We start from the raw sequence: 16,109 nt of genomic DNA on the forward strand, positions 1-16,109 counted from the left end.
TAGAGTATATAAATAATGATTAAATTATATAGGATTATATGGAGGAAGAAATGAGCGGTATTACATATGATTATATGGAAAAGTACTTAAGAGGTCTCATAGGAGATTCTAAAGGGATGTTAAAAGAGTTAGAAGATTTTGCAGAAGAAAATGCAGTGCCTATAGTTCAAAAGGAAACTGCTAGATTAATAGAGTTTATGATTAATTTAAAAAAACCTAAAAAGATACTTGAGCTTGGCACAGCAATAGGATACTCCTCCATTTTAATGTCCTTAGCATCGGAAAATAATGTTACTATAACTACCATTGAAAGAGATGAGAAAATGGTAACCATAGCAACTGAAAATATAAAAAAAGCAGGTTTAGATGAAAAGATATCAATAATACAAGGTGACTGTTTGGAAGTTCTTGAAGGATTAAATGATGAGTATGATCTGATTTTTATGGATGCAGGTAAAGGTCATTATAGTGAATTTTTACCTCATTGCATAAGAATGTTATCAAAGGATGGAATAATTATATCAGATAATGTATTATTTAGAGGTATGGTTGCATGTAAAGACTTGATGATAAGAAGAAAAATTACTATAGTAAAAAGAATGAAGAAATATATGGAAACAATCTCAAAGGATGAAAATTTACTTACAACAGTAATACCAATGGGAGATGGTATAGCACTGACAGTTAGGAGGAATGAAAATGAAAACACCGGAACTATTAGCTCCAGCAGGGAACTTGGAGAAGCTTAAAGCAGCAATAAATTTTGGAGCAGATGCAGTATATCTAGGTGGTAGCAAGTTAAATCTTAGAGCTTTTGCAGATAATTTTAGCAATGAAGAATTATTAGAAGGTATAGAATTTGCTCATTCAAAAGGTAAAAAAGTATATGTAACTTTAAATGTATTTCCACATAATGATGACTTAGATGGTTTAGAAGATTATCTGAAGGAATTATATGAAGCAGGAGTAGATGCAATTATAGTATCAGATCCTGGTATAATTTTGATGGCTAGAGAAACTGTACCAAATATGGAGTTACATTTAAGTACTCAAGCAAATACTGTTAACTGGAAGACTTGTGAGTTTTGGCATAAGATGGGGGTAAAAAGAGTTGTTTTAGCTAGAGAATTATCCCTTGAAGAAATAAGAAAGGTACAAGAGAAAATACCTGAAACTATGGATTTAGAGATATTTGTTCATGGTTCTATGTGTATGGCATATTCAGGAAGATGTCTTATATCTAACTATATGGTAGGGAGAGATTCTAATAGAGGGTCTTGTGCGCAACCATGTAGATATAAATATCATCTAGTAGAGGAAAAACGTGAAGGAGAATATTATCCTATCATGGAAGATGATAAGGGAACATATATAATGAATTCTAAGGATTTATGTATGATTGAGCATATTCCAGAACTTATGGAAACTGGAGCACTGTCATTTAAAATAGAGGGTAGAATGAAGAGCACTTACTATGTGGCAAGTGTTGTTAAAGCTTATCGGGAAGCTATAGATGAATATATGAAGTCTCCAGAAGACTATAAGTTTAATCCAAGATGGTTAGAAGACTTAAATAAACCTAGTCATAGACAATACTATACTGGATTCTATTTCAATGAAGAAAATAAACAAGTTCAAGATAGTTCAGCCTATGTAAGAAATTATGACATTATAGGTATAGTTAAGGATTATAATAAAGAAACAGGAATAGTTACAATTGAGCATAGAAATAAAGTAGTTGAAGGAGCTCAAGTAGAGGTTTTAAGACCAATAGGAGAAAATAAGCAAGTTGTTCTTAGAGACCTTCATGATGAAAAAGGAAATAAAATTGAGTCAGCACCTAGTGCAAAAATGATATATACGGCTAAAGTTAATGAAGAATTAGAAGAAAATGATATTATAATAAAGGCTAAGGAGGAAGTTTAATGAAACGTCCAGTTATAATAGGAATAACAGGTGGAACTGGTTCAGGAAAAAGTACCATAGCAAAGGAAATATGCAAAAGTTTTGATGGAAATTGCATAGCTATGATAGAACAGGATTGTTATTATAAGGACCAAAGCCATTTAACTATGGAGGACAGAGTAAAGACAAACTATGATCATCCATATGCCTTCGATACAGCCTTATTAGTAAATCATTTAAAATCTTTAATTGATGGTAAAGCTATTGAGAAGCCTCAGTATGATTTTGAGGTACATAATAGAAAAAAAGAAACTATACTGGTAGAACCAAGAGAAATAGTAATAGTAGAAGGAATACTTGTTCTTGAGGATGAATCTCTTAGAGATATGTTAGATATAAAAATATATGTAGATACTGATGCAGATGTAAGATTCATAAGAAGACTAGTAAGAGATCTTAATGAAAGAGGAAGAACTGTAGATTCAGTAATAACTCAATATTTAACTGTAGTTAAGCAGATGCATGAACAATTTACAGAGAATACTAAGAAGTATGCAGATATTATTATCCCAGAAGGTGGACATAATAAAGTAGCTATAGAAGTTATTAAAGGAAATATCCACCAGATATTAGCAAGACAAGAGTAATTATTACATAGGTCAGTATAAACAAGTTTCAAAAATTTGGTATTAAACACCTTTCTTTAGTCAAAGATTATACTAAGGGAGGTGTTTTTATTGTTTCAAAAAAGTAATAAAGGACAGGTAACTAAGAGAAATTATTACCTATTATCCATTATGATATTAATGTTTATAGGATTAATTATTAGGTTTATCTATGTTCAATTAATGGAGGGGCCTACACTTTCAGTGTCTGCTAATGAACAATATTACTATGAAGAGGATATAAATAATATTAACTTTAAGTTGCTTGATCGAAATGACAATAATCTTTTTGAAAGTACATTAAAATATTATGTAGTGATAGATCCATTAACTTTTTATACACTAAACGAGGAAACAGCTTTTATATCAATGAAAAATGTATCCTATATACTGCGAAGTTTTAATAGAGATTATGATATTTCCTTATTACAATATGAAATTGAAAATGGAAATAAGCAATATGAAATTGATAAAGAGTGTTATGAAAAGTTAAAAAATATAGAAGATGTAAGAGGAATGTATGTATACGAATATACTGAATATAAAAAGTATAATGATTGGAATATAAAGAATATACTAGCTAGTGGAGTGAAATATTCTGATAATTCAAAATTGAAAGACGAGGGAACCTTAGAAAGAGAAATATATGAATATATTAAAAATAATAAAAAAGAGCAATTAAAGCTTGAAAAGGATGTTAGTGGTAATATTATTAAAAAAGTATTTAGTGACATAAAAGGTAATAATAATGTAGTTACAACCCTAGATTATAATATTCAAAAAAAAGTAGAAGAGATTTTAAAAAGTAAAAATTATGAAGAGTACGGTCAAATTGGAGCAGTACTAATGGAAAGCACCACTGGGGATATATTATCAATGGCGCAGAAAAATGATAGTTTATCTAATGTAAATATTGGAATACCTAGTGGAAATGGTTTTTTACTTGGTTCTACCTTTAAAACTATACTATATGAAGCAGCTTTAGAAAATCAACTAATAGGAAGAGATGAAAAGTTCTATTTAAAGAAAATTTTCCCCAAAAGTATTGAAAAGCTGGGCTCATATAATATGGAGCAAGCATACATAGCATCATCTAATGATACTTTTGCCCAGATTGGATGGAAGGTTGGAATGGATAGAATATATGAATTATCTAATAGATTAGGGTTATTTAATAAGACGCTAAATCTTCAAGATGAGAAAAGTGGAACTATAGAAGGATATAAGGTAGAAAATAACTTAGATATCATTACTAATACATCTATAGGACAAACGGTGAGAACTACACCGCTAGCAGCATTATCCATTCCTAATACAGTAGTTAATGGTGGTAAATATATTAAACCTAAAATTATAAATAAAATAATAAGTGAAGAAGGAAAAATTTTAAAGAAGTATGAAAGTGAATCTATAGAGGTATTCAGTGAAAGTACTGCTAATATAATTAAAGAAGGTATGATAGGTGTAGTAAATGATGAGCTTGGTACAGGAAGCAATGCTAAAATAGATAATATAGAAATCGGCGGCAAAACTGGTACTACTGAATATTTAAATGGAGATAAAAAGTGTTCTGATGGCTGGTTTGCAGGGTTTTTCAAATATGAAAACAAGTATTATTCAATGGTTATATATTTACCACAGGTAGAAGAAAAAAGTGGTAGTAGTCAAATTGCATGTTCTGTATTTAAGGATATAGTAGAAAGTTTAATTCATAGTGATATTATGAAATTAAACTAAAGTTAGATTTTACATTGTATAATATAATATTCCTAAAATTTAAAATTTTTCTTTCAAATAAATATTACCATATAGTCACTTTTCCCCTAAAGTAAACATATTATAATAATAAGCACTATTAGGGGGAGCATAAATGTTTTGCTTGAGTTGGTTATTGAATGTAATTAGCGAATATGCCTTACTTACAGGATATGTTTCAGGAAATAACTCTTTTCCACAGCCACTTACAGAAGTAGAAGAAAAAGAATATTTACAGAGATTAAAAGATGGAGATCCTGAAGCAAAGGGTGTCTTAGTTGAGAGAAATCTAAGATTAGTAGCACACATAGTAAAAAAATATTCATTTCCTGGGAAAGAAGTGGATGATTTAATATCAATTGGAACAGTAGGATTAATTAAGGCAATAGATTCATTTGATATGGATAAGGGAACTAGGTTAGCAACTTATGCTGCAAGATGTATAGAAAATGAGATTCTTATGCTTATTAGAAACAATAAGAAAATTAGAAGTGAAGTATATTTGCAAGATCCCATAGGTCTAGACAAAGAAGGAAATGAAATATCCCTTATGGACATATTAAGTAGTGATAAAGATTCCATTTTGGAGGTAGTGGAAAATAAGATACAAGTGAAAAAATTATATTGTATACTGCAAACATGTCTTCAAGAGAGAGAGAGAAGAATAATAGAAATGAGGTACGGGTTAATAGATGGGAAACCAAAAACACAAAGAGAGATAGCTTCAATATTAGGTATTTCAAGATCCTATGTATCTAGAATAGAAAAAAGAGCATTAAAGAAACTACTTAAAGAGTTAAATTTTGGAGAAGGCTAATAATATATATTAATTAATTATTTACTATATAATTATATTTATATTATAAAAGGTATTGATATGTATTGATTCATAAAGATATATGAATCAATACATATCATATTTTTTAGAAAACTTTAACTAATGTTAAAGAATTATATAAATATAAATATATTTAATACGATTATATAAATTGATATACTAATTAAAATTATAGTAAACTTAATGTAAAGTAGATAATTATAAAAATAACAATGTAGGTGGAAATGTATTTTATTATATGTAAGGAGATAAAAAATGGAACTAAAGGAACTTTTAAAATATGTGGTTGAAAATCAAGGTTCAGATTTGCATCTGTCTGTAGGAGCACCTCCTATTCTACGAAAAAATGGAGAATTATTAAATGTAATAGAAGAAGTTTTATCTGAAGAAATAGTTAAGAAATATAGTAAGGAAATCCTTGGAGAAGATTACTTTATATATAATGAAATAGGGGAGAGAGATATACTATATACTCTACCGGATGTAGGCAGGTATAGGGTTAATGTATATAAAGAAAGAAGTTTTGATACTATTGCAATTAGAGTAATACCAGTAAAAGTTCCAACTCTAGAAGATTTAAATATGCCTACAATTATAAAGGAATTTACAAATAAAAAGGATGGCTTAATTCTTATAACTGGGCCAACTGGAAGTGGTAAGAGTACTACTATGGCAGCTATGATAAATGAGATAAATTCAAATAAAAAAACTCATATTGTGACTTTGGAGAATCCTATAGAGTATTTACATAATCATAAGAAGTCTCTAATTAATCAACGGGAAATAGGAAGGGATACGGAAAGCTATGATAGTGGACTAAGAGCCATACTTAGAGAAGATCCAGATGTAATTTTAGTTGGAGAAATAAGAGATTTAGAAACTATGTCAGCAGTACTTCTAGCAGCAGAAACAGGACATCTAGTAATTTCTACATTACACACCATAAGTGCCTACAAAACAATTGATAGAATCATAAATTATTTTCCGTCAGAACAGCAATTAAGGATAAGAAATCAGCTTTCTACGGTGTTAAAAGGTATAGTATGTCAAAGATTATTTAAGAAGGTGGATGGTAGTGGAAGAATTGCAGCTCTTGAAGTAATGGTTAATACCCCAGCAGTTCAAAATTTAATTAGAGAAGGGAAAATACATCAAATACCATCAACTATGGAAACTTCGTCAAAATATGGTATGCAGACTATGGAAATGGCTATAAGTAAAATTATAAGATATATTGATAAAGAAGAACTGTAAACAGAGTTCTTTGCTTCTTAGAAAACCTATAATATCAATGGTATAGGGAATTTAGCTATTGTGTTTTTTTTAATTAAGTTTTATACTATAGATAGAATATAAATGATTAAATGGCGTATTTATAATATATTGAGATAATTTCGTTATTTACCTGTATATGGTAGTAAGGTATTATAGAGACTAGGCATTATATAAATATATTCTAAAAATATTCTGCTATTTTGAAGGAATTTCATTTTTCATGTTGAATATACCTTTGTACACTGTAAACTTCTTAGGAAGTAGAATGTGGGAGGAATATGTTATATGAATAATTACATTGTTGGAATAGATATAAGTTCTTCAAAGGTATGTGGAGTAGTTGGGAGATTAGACCAAGAAAACAAAATACAAGTTATGGGAATTACTACTTCAGATTATGAGGGAGTTAAGGATAATGTAATGTTGGATGAAGAGGATATTTCTTATATTTTACGCAATGTAGTGGAGCGTTTAAAGGAAATTGTAAATTCACCATTAGAAGAAGCATACTTATCTGTACCAATTTCTTTATGTGAAATCGTAAAGACTAAAGGTGTTTTGTCTTTCCCAGAAATGAAAGAGATTAGCAAAGAAGATATATTAAATGTAGGAGAAGTTGCAAAGTTTTGTGTTGGCAAGGAGCAAGAAATTGTCCAAGTTGATATTGAAGAATACATAGTTGATTCTATGAAGAATATTACTAATCCATTAGGAATGAAAGGGAAGGTACTAGAATCAGAAGGCAACGCATTTATACTAAGTAAAAAATATGTTGATGGATATAAAAAATGTTTAAAAGAAGCTGGAATTGAGATAAAGGGATGGGTAGTTAATGCTATAGGTATAAGCAAGGATATAATTGAAGATCTTGAGCTTTCTAAAGGTGTAGCAATTATCGATATTGGAAGTTCTAATATGGAAATTACAGTTTTTAAGAACAATAGATTCTTAGATTACTTTTCAGTACCCTTAGGTGGTAATAATATTACAAATGATATTTCTATTTGCCTAAAGTTATCATTACAAGATAGTGAGAGATTAAAATTTAAATGTAATACATTATTGAAAGATAATTCAACTGAAAATCATAAAATAAAGATTAACACTAGTGGAAATAGTATAGTGGAAATTAATTATGAAATGCTAGTAGATATAATAGGTGAAAGAGTTAAAGAACTACTTGAAATAATAAATAAGCGCATTGAAAAAGAGCAATTAAGTGATCAAATTGGCAGTTTCGTAATTGTTGGAGGTGGAATATCTTTATTTAGAGATATTACGACTATAGCTTCAGAAATATTAGGAAAGCCAGTTAGAATAGGTGTTCCAAATTATGTTGGAGCAGCAAATCCAATATATTCAACAGCTACAGGAATCATAAGAGATGTTTTAAGCAAAGAAGAAATATTTAATAAAGAAAAAAGTTCCTGTGAAAGTTGTAATGAAAAGTTGAGTAGCAGCAATAATAGAAGTAAAGAAAATAAGTTTATAAAAAGACTAAAAGGAATTCTAAAGAGTTTTTCTAATGAGGAGGTAATAAAGTGATTGATTTCGATGTTCAAAATGATGATTTATGTAAAATTAAAGTTGTAGGTTGTGGTGGCGGTGGAAACAACGCTGTAAATAGAATGATTGAAGAAGGACTTAAAAATGTTGAATTCATAGGTATTAATACAGATAAACAAGCATTAGTTTTATCTAAGGCTGAGTTTAAAATCCAATTAGGAGACAAGCTTACTAGAGGCTTAGGTGCTGGTGCAAATCCCGAAATAGGAAGAAAAGCAGCAGAAGAAAGTAAGGAAGAAATAATTGAAGCATTAAAAGGTGCAGATATGGTATTTGTTACTTGTGGAATGGGTGGAGGAACTGGTACAGGAGCTGCACCAGTAGTAGCAGAAATAGCTAAATCTATGGGGATTTTAACTGTAGGTGTTGTAACTAAACCTTTCCCTTTTGAAGGAAGAAAAAGAATGATTCATGCAGAAGCTGGAATTAAGGCTTTAAAGGAATCAGTTGATACATTAGTAACAATTCCAAATGAAAGATTATTATCTCTTGTGGATAAAAAAACTACCCTTGTAGAATCTTTTAGAAAAGCAGATGATGTTTTAAAACAAGGTGTACAAGGTATTTCTGACTTAATAACTATACCAGGATTAATTAACTTGGACTTTGCAGATATAAGCACTATTATGGTTAATAAAGGGCTTGCTCATATGGGAGTAGGTGTTGGAACTGGCGATAATAGAGCGCAAGATGCTGCAAGAGAAGCAATAGCAAGTCCACTTTTAGAAACTTCAATTATAGGAGCAACTGGAGTACTTTTAAATGTTACTGGGGGATCTGATTTGTCTTTGTTAGAAATTAATGAAGCTGCACAAATAGTACAGGAAGAAGCTGATCCAGATGCAAATATTATATTTGGTGCTGTAATTGATGAGAGCTTAAATGATGAGATAAGAATAACAGTTATTGCTACAGGGTTTGATTGTGAAAAAGCTAAAATGGAAAGTGGAGTAAGCTTTGACTCTATTAAAAGTCAGAGTCCTAAATCAGAGGTAGCAGCAACTCAATCAAGTGAAGCTACTACACCTTCTAAAGAGGAAAGTGAAGATTTTACAGTTCCTACATGGCTAAGAAAAAGCATGAGATAATATAAGATTATTATTTATTTTATTAAGAGACTATTGCAAAATGATTAAAAATCATTTTGCAATAGTCTCTTCTTATTTAAATTTTTTAAATTCCATGTAAAGGCTGAATTAGAATGATACGTATTCTATTTCAGCCCTTTATTATTTCAAGGACTTTTGTTTAAATTACACAGTTTATTTTTTAATAGATACTTAATTTAAAAAAAAAATCGTAAAATGACATAATTTTCTAGTAATAATATGAAATTTTACCATATGATTTTACAAATTTTACCGTAAGCAACCTATATAATAATCTTTAAGGGGGTAAATAAAATGGTAGTGTACTTAGATATGCTTTTGTTAGAAAATTTTTTAGTGAATTTATTTTTACTAACAATAACTATGCAAACTATAAAAAAGAAGGTTTCAATGGGTAGGTTAATGCTAAGTTCAGCTATTGGTGCTTCATATGTTTTTGCTATAGTTATTCCTAAACTACAGTTTTTTACATCTACGCCCTTTAAAATAGTAGTAGCTCTACTGATGATGATAATATCTATTAAAGATAAAAGTATGGGTGAAGTATTAAAAGCTACTGGAATATTTATATTGTATTCTGTACTTCTTGCAGGAATGTCTTTTTATATAGCCATAAAGGATAATCCATCTTTATCATCAAGTGCTATGATATATAATTTTTCCTATAAGAATCTAATATTGTCTTTAATGATTATTTATATGTTAATTTATAAGTTGACTGTATATGTAAAAGATAGACGCTCATTAACTAATTATGTATATACTACTGAAATATGTATCGATAATGTGAAGACTATAATAAAAGCCTTTTTAGATACAGGTAATGAACTTAGAGAGCCAGCAACAAATTTGCCTGTAATAATTGTAGAAAGGAAGTTTTTCAAAGAGTTGAATTTAAAGAACCATAGTATATATAACATTCCTTATTCTGTGGTAAGTGGATGTAATGGAAAACTTATTGGAATTAGACCAGATAGTGTGAAGATAAACATTAATGGAAATATAAAAGAAGAAAGTTTGATATTGGCATTTTGTGATAATAAGCTTAGCAAACATAGTGATTATAATGGACTTTTACCAAGGGGGATTATAGAATAGGAGGAATTTTTATGAATAAAATATCAAAAAAATTTTTAGAAGTGAGAAATGGGTTACAAAGCATACTAAGTAGATTTTTAAGTAAGTTTAAAGGCTTTGCAAAATCAATTTACTACATAGGGGGAAATGATGCATTACCACCACCATTGACTAAAGAAGAAGAGGAAGTATTGGTAGAAAACTTAGAAATGGGAGATGAAAGCATAAGATCCATATTAATTGAACGTAACTTAAGGTTGGTAGTTTATATAGCAAGGAAATTTGAAAATACAGGAGTAAATGTAGAGGATTTAATATCAGTAGGTACTATAGGACTTATAAAAGCCGTAAACACCTTTGCACCAGAAAAGAAGATTAAATTAGCAACCTATTCTTCTAGATGTATAGAAAATGAAATACTTATGTATCTAAGAAGAAATAATAAGATAAAAACAGAAATATCTTTTTACGAACCATTAAATATTGATTGGGATGGAAATGAACTGTTATTATCAGATATATTAGGAACTGATAGTAATGTAGTATATAACTATATAGAAGAAGAAGTAGATAAGCAACTTCTTGGAATTGCTATGGATAAATTAAATAGTAGAGAGAAAGAAATAATAGAGTTGAGATTTGGACTAAATGGAATTACAGAAAAAACCCAGAAGGAGGTTGCGGATATGCTTGGTATATCTCAATCCTACATTTCTAGATTGGAAAAAAGAATAATTAAGAGACTTAAAAAAGAAATTAATAAAATGTTATAAGGTTGTCTTTAGTATAAAAAAGCTACATCAGGAGATAATTTTAATGTAATTATTCTGAAGGGAATGAGACCTTATGATGATTAATAAAGTAGAAATTTGTGGAGTGAATACTTCGAAACTACCTGTATTAAAAGAGAAGGAAATGAGGGAACTACTAATCAAGATAAAGCAAGGTGATAAGGGCTGTAGAGAGGATTTTATAAAAGGAAATCTAAGGTTAGTATTAAGTGTAATTCAAAGATTTAATAACAGAGGGGAAAATGTAGATGACTTATTTCAAGTAGGTTGCATAGGTCTAATGAAGGCTATTGACAATTTTGATTTAAGTCAGAATGTTAGATTTTCCACTTATGCAGTACCGATGATAATTGGAGAAATTAGAAGATACCTTCGGGATAATAACTCTATTAGAGTAAGTAGATCTTTAAGAGATATTGCTTATAAGGCATTACAAGTGAGAGATAAGCTTGTTAACAAAGATAATAAGGAGCCAACTATCTCTCAAATTGCAAAAGAACTAGAAATGCCTAAAGAAGAGATAGTATTTGCACTAGATGCAATTCAAGACCCCATTTCATTATTTGAACCTATTTACCATGATGGTGGAGATGCCATATTTGTTATGGATCAAATTAGTGATAGTAAGAATTTAGATGATGGATGGCTTGAAAATATATCAATAAAAGAAGGTATGAAGAAGCTTACAGATAGGGAAAAACTAATCTTAAACTTAAGATTTTTCCAAGGAAGAACCCAAATGGAGGTTGCTGATGAAATTGGAATATCTCAAGCTCAGGTTTCGAGATTGGAAAAGACAGCACTTAAACATATGAGGAAACACGTGTAATATGCTTATTTACAGGTAGGTAGCTTAATTTAGAATTAAAACTAGTTGCAATAGTTTATGTAGTGAAATCATATTGTATTAAAATTCATTGCAATGAGGTTAAAATTAAAAATTTATAACTCAGCAAAAAGGAGCCTAGGCTCCTTTTTGATTTATAGATTATTATAGCTATATCAAGGTGGTATAAAAAAGAGAGCCTAGGCTCTTTTTTATGTTCTATATTATTTTAAAGAGAATATAGATTAAATGATATAAAATTTAAGGAGGGAGTTTTTATGGAAACTTCAATGTTTGCGATAAATAGTTTAAAAACTATGGAGATAATAGATATTAACACAGGTACTAAACTTGGCTATATAAAAGATTTTAAAGTTAATTGTGATGAATATAAATTAGAAGCAATAATACTTCCAACACAGAAATCTGGATGGTTTTCAAAAAATGAAGATATAGAATTGCCTTGGGAGAGAATTAAAAAAATTGGAGTAGATGTTATTTTAGTAGATGGAGAGGGTATTGTTGAAAATAATTAGGAGAAAATAATTAATTATATACAAATAGTGAATACTTTGTGTATAATCGTAGTATAAACAGAAAAAACTTAGAGGATGTGATTATAGTGAAGTGTCCTTATTGCAATGGAGAAGAAAGTAAGGTTGTAGATTCTAGAGCAACAGAAGATGATGGTGCAATTAGACGTAGAAGAGAATGTCTTAATTGCAATAAAAGATATACTACCTATGAAAAAATAGAGGATATACAAATATTTGTTATAAAAAGAAACTTAACTAGAGAGTTATTTAATAGGGATAAAATCATAAGTGGTGTTATAAGAGCCTGTGAGAAAAGACCTGTATCAAGATTAGAGATAGAAAACTTAGTAAATTCTATTGAAAAAAGACTTAATAATACCATGACTAGTGAAATAAGATCCGAGGAAATAGGAGAATTAATATTGGAGAAATTAAGGTATATGGATGAAGTTGCTTATATAAGATTTGCATCTGTATATAGAAAGTTTGATGATATTAATAGTTTTATAGAAGAGATAAAGGGTTTAAGTGGTGATAAGTAATATGAGATCCTACAACATAGAAAATAATGAATTTCTCACCTATGATTTAGGTGATATAACCATTGGATTTTCTACAGCAAAAAATAATTTAAACTTTAATAAAACATTTAATGAAGGAAAGTCTAGTTTAAATAATTTAAAAAAGTGGTTTAAAGTAAATGAGGTTGTATATTTAAATCAAGTTCATGGAACTAAAGTATTTTCTTACGAAGAGAATATGGATATAGTAAACTATGATGGAGATGGTATTGTAACAAAAGAAAAACAAGTTGCTATAGGGGTATTTACAGCGGATTGTGTGCCAATAATTTTAGTAGATACTAAAAATAAAGTAATAGCAGCTCTTCATAGTGGGTGGAAAGGAACTTTGAATAATATAGTTTCTAAAGGAATTAAAGTTATGAAAGAAAATTATGGGTGTGATCATAGCTATATTAAAGCTTTTATAGGTCCTCATAATAAAAGCTGTTGCTATGAAGTAAGCCAAGAGCTTATAGATAATTTCAAGGATTGTGATTTATTTAAAAATCAACAAATTAATTATGGTAGAAATTTGGATTTACAAAAGTGTGTAGAGATAGAGTTAATGAATGAAGGTATCAAGAATAGTGATATAGTATGTTTAAATTTATGTACATACTGTAGCAAGGATAAAAAGTTATATTCATATAGAAAAGAAGAAGAATCTCATGGTAGATTATTTTCCTTTGTATTTATCCATGAGTTTAAGGAGTGATATTTATGGAAAAAACAATATTAGTAGTTGATGATGAGGCACATATTCAGGAACTAATTAAATTTAATTTAATTAAGAATGGATTTAAGGTTATAACTGCTGATAATGGAATTGATGCATTAAAAATAGCTGAAGATGAAAAGCCAGATCTAATATTTTTAGACCTTATGCTACCGGGGATGGATGGGTTAGAAGTATGTAAGTCTATTAGAAAAAAATCATCTATAGAGTCTACACCAATAATTATGATTACAGCAAAAGGTGAGGAGTTAGACAAGATTTTAGGTTTAGAGTTAGGAGCAGATGACTATATAACAAAACCTTTTTCAGTGAGGGAACTAGTAGCTAGAGCTAAGGCTATATTAAGAAGAACTAGTTTTAAACAAGAAGACAATAGCTTTAAGTTTGGAGATATAAATATAGATTATCAAAAACATGAAGTATATAAGGGAAAAGAAAAAATAGAGCTTACATTAAAAGAGTTTGAACTTTTAGAAATACTGATAAAAAACAAAGGAAAAGTTATGACAAGAGATTTTCTTTTAGATAAGATATGGGGCTACGAATATGTAGGAGAAACTAGAACTGTAGATGTACATGTGAGACATTTAAGACAAAAGATAGAAGATAATGATAAAAATCCAATTTATATTCAAACTATTAGAGGTATAGGATATAAATTTAATTCTGGGGAAAGTTATGAAAGATAATTCACAAAGAACTATGAAAAAAAGACTAATGCTAAGTGTTTTTGCAGCATTAGTTTTTGTATTAGGATTTCTAACTACAGTATTTTATACAATAGTTACCTATGAAAGTGAAGAGAGTGCTAAAGAACAATTAAATGTTTATGCTTATTTAGTAAGTGAACAGTTACACAACATTGACCAGGCGAGTTTTTCTAATGTAGTAGATAAAATGAAAAATTTGAATATTAGAATTACTATTATAAATAGCAATGGCACTGCCAAATTTGATTCTTTAGGAAATGTGGAAAAATTAATAAATTATAATAATAAAGATGAAGTTATCATGGCTAAATCTAAAGGGGAAGGTACTGCTACTAGATATAGTGATAGGGAAGAAACGTATGTTATTTACTATGCTGTAGCTATAGAAGATGGTATAGTAGTTAGAGTTTCAACCCCTGTAAAAGCAACACATAAATTAAATGATACATATATAGTATGGTATGGTAGTGCTATAATTATAATGATTTTTATATCTCTTTGGATTGCCAATAAGTTATCCTATATAATTGTTAAACCAATTAGAGATTTAGATGTTATTACTTCTATGATCACTAATGGAAATTTAAGTAGAAGAATTAAAATTACCACCAATGATGAGCTTGGCAAATTAGCTTTGAACTTTAATCATATGGCTGATAGACTTGAAAGTAGCTTACATGAGGTAAGTGAAAAGCAAAATAGACTTTCAGCAATTCTTCAAAGTATGGAAAGTGGCGTAATTGCTATAGATAATAGTCACAATATAATAATGATAAACAACTATGCAAAGAAAATTTTTAATATTGAAGAAGATGTAGTAGGCAATCCAGTTGAAAATATATGTAAAGAAGTGAATTTAAAATTTATATTTTCTATGAGAGATAGAGATATTAAAGAGTTTAAGTTAAGTGCTCCAACTATAAAATTTCTTAGGGTTAGAACCGCAGATATTATAGTTCATAATCATCAGCATATTGGAGCAGTAGCAGTAATACAAGACATTTCTGACTTGAAAAAGTTAGAAAATATGAGAACTGAATTTGTGGCTAATGTATCCCATGAACTTAAAACTCCTCTTACATCTATAAGAGGTTTTGCTGAGACTTTAAAAGAGGTCGATGATGATGAGACTAAGAAAAAATTTTTAACTATAATAAATGAAGAAGCAGAAAGACTTACAACACTTATATCAGATATATTATTGTTATCACAAATTGAGCATAAACAAGAATTTAAGAAAGAAGTATTTAATGTAAATAAAGCTATAGAGGATGTTTTTTATTTAATGAAAAATACTGGCGAACAAAAGCAGGTGCATGTAAGTATAGTTGGAGATGAGATACCTAATATTCTAGGAGATAAGGATAAATTTAAACAAATGCTTATAAATCTAGTAGATAATGCAATAAAATATAGTGAAGCCTTTGATACAGTAGTAATAACAAAGATAATTTATGATACCTACTTTAAAGTTATTGTAGAAGATAGTGGTATGGGAATTGCAAAAGAGTATATACCAAGACTTTTCGAAAGATTTTATAGGGTTGATAAAGCTAGATCTAGGGCAAAGGGTGGTACTGGATTAGGTCTTGCTATAGTTAAACATATAATTATTGGTTTTAATGGTAGTATAGATGTAGAAAGTACTTTAGGCGTTGGTACAAAATTTATTATTACAATTCCATATCATATAGAAAAATAGAATAATTAAGATAAGATAATATATTCATAAAAGACTAGAGAGAAAATTCTCTAGT

The 16,109-nt window shown here is 29.1% G+C and carries 16 protein-coding genes; all 16 read left to right on the forward strand.

The window, feature by feature from the left end; all coding sequences use genetic code 11:
- Positions 1–50: 50 nt before the first annotated feature.
- The 16 genes from B2694_RS14725 to B2694_RS14800 all read left to right on the forward strand — a co-directional run bounded on the left by B2694_RS14725 (position 51) and on the right by B2694_RS14800 (position 16,054).
- On the forward strand, positions 51–749 hold the full coding sequence (locus tag B2694_RS14725) for an O-methyltransferase (RefSeq protein WP_346886375.1): 699 nt from the start codon (positions 51–53) through the stop codon (positions 747–749).
- Complete coding sequence (locus B2694_RS14730) at positions 700–1,926, forward strand: U32 family peptidase (RefSeq protein WP_346886376.1); 1,227 nt, start codon at positions 700–702, stop codon at positions 1,924–1,926. The genes B2694_RS14725 and B2694_RS14730 overlap by 50 nt, the downstream gene beginning before the upstream one ends.
- On the forward strand, positions 1,926–2,552 hold the full coding sequence (gene udk / locus B2694_RS14735; RefSeq protein WP_035133265.1) for a uridine kinase: 627 nt from the start codon (positions 1,926–1,928) through the stop codon (positions 2,550–2,552). The genes B2694_RS14730 and udk overlap by 1 nt, the downstream gene beginning before the upstream one ends.
- 90 nt (positions 2,553–2,642) lie before the next feature.
- Positions 2,643–4,307, forward strand: coding sequence for a penicillin-binding transpeptidase domain-containing protein (locus tag B2694_RS14740; protein WP_346886377.1), 1,665 nt, complete (start codon positions 2,643–2,645; stop codon positions 4,305–4,307).
- 133 nt (positions 4,308–4,440) lie between these two features.
- Complete coding sequence (gene sigK / locus B2694_RS14745) at positions 4,441–5,142, forward strand: RNA polymerase sporulation sigma factor SigK (protein WP_035133266.1); 702 nt, start codon at positions 4,441–4,443, stop codon at positions 5,140–5,142.
- Positions 5,143–5,418: 276 nt separating this feature from the next.
- Positions 5,419–6,417 carry a type IV pilus twitching motility protein PilT gene (locus B2694_RS14750; protein WP_346886378.1) on the forward strand — a complete coding sequence of 333 codons (999 nt, stop codon included), beginning with the start codon at positions 5,419–5,421 and terminating at the stop codon, positions 6,415–6,417.
- A gap of 306 nt (positions 6,418–6,723) precedes the next feature.
- Positions 6,724–7,983 (forward strand): cell division protein FtsA, encoded by a 1,260-nt coding sequence (gene ftsA, locus B2694_RS14755; protein WP_346886379.1) that lies wholly within the window; start codon positions 6,724–6,726, stop codon positions 7,981–7,983.
- Positions 7,980–9,092 (forward strand): cell division protein FtsZ, encoded by a 1,113-nt coding sequence (gene ftsZ, locus B2694_RS14760; RefSeq protein WP_343824218.1) that lies wholly within the window; start codon positions 7,980–7,982, stop codon positions 9,090–9,092. The genes ftsA and ftsZ overlap by 4 nt, the downstream gene beginning before the upstream one ends.
- A 315-nt stretch (positions 9,093–9,407) precedes the next feature.
- Positions 9,408–10,211: a sigma-E processing peptidase SpoIIGA gene (gene spoIIGA / locus B2694_RS14765; RefSeq protein WP_346886380.1), complete on the forward strand. Its 804-nt coding sequence runs from the start codon at positions 9,408–9,410 to the stop codon at positions 10,209–10,211.
- An 11-nt stretch (positions 10,212–10,222) separates the two neighbouring features.
- Positions 10,223–10,963, forward strand: coding sequence for an RNA polymerase sporulation sigma factor SigE (sigE, locus tag B2694_RS14770; RefSeq protein ID WP_346848319.1), 741 nt, complete (start codon positions 10,223–10,225; stop codon positions 10,961–10,963).
- Between the two features lie 73 nt (positions 10,964–11,036).
- Positions 11,037–11,810: an RNA polymerase sporulation sigma factor SigG gene (gene sigG / locus B2694_RS14775; protein WP_035132671.1), complete on the forward strand. Its 774-nt coding sequence runs from the start codon at positions 11,037–11,039 to the stop codon at positions 11,808–11,810.
- 275 nt (positions 11,811–12,085) lie between these two features.
- Entirely contained in the window at positions 12,086–12,343 is a 258-nt protein-coding gene (locus B2694_RS14780) for a YlmC/YmxH family sporulation protein (protein WP_346886381.1), read from the forward strand.
- Positions 12,344–12,429: 86 nt separating this feature from the next.
- Entirely contained in the window at positions 12,430–12,885 is a 456-nt protein-coding gene (gene nrdR / locus B2694_RS14785) for a transcriptional regulator NrdR (RefSeq protein WP_035132824.1), read from the forward strand.
- Position 12,886: 1 nt separating this feature from the next.
- Positions 12,887–13,621, forward strand: coding sequence for a peptidoglycan editing factor PgeF (gene pgeF / locus B2694_RS14790; protein ID WP_346886382.1), 735 nt, complete (start codon positions 12,887–12,889; stop codon positions 13,619–13,621).
- On the forward strand, positions 13,621–14,331 hold the full coding sequence (locus B2694_RS14795) for a response regulator transcription factor (protein WP_346886413.1): 711 nt from the start codon (positions 13,621–13,623) through the stop codon (positions 14,329–14,331). The genes pgeF and B2694_RS14795 overlap by 1 nt, the downstream gene beginning before the upstream one ends.
- Positions 14,321–16,054: a HAMP domain-containing sensor histidine kinase gene (locus tag B2694_RS14800; protein ID WP_346886383.1), complete on the forward strand. Its 1,734-nt coding sequence runs from the start codon at positions 14,321–14,323 to the stop codon at positions 16,052–16,054. The genes B2694_RS14795 and B2694_RS14800 overlap by 11 nt, the downstream gene beginning before the upstream one ends.
- Positions 16,055–16,109: the final 55 nt, after the last annotated feature.

It is taken from the genome of Clostridium sp. UBA4395 (assembly GCF_002390995.1).
GTDB classification, from domain to species: domain Bacteria; phylum Bacillota; class Clostridia; order Clostridiales; family Clostridiaceae; genus Clostridium_J; species Clostridium_J sulfidigenes.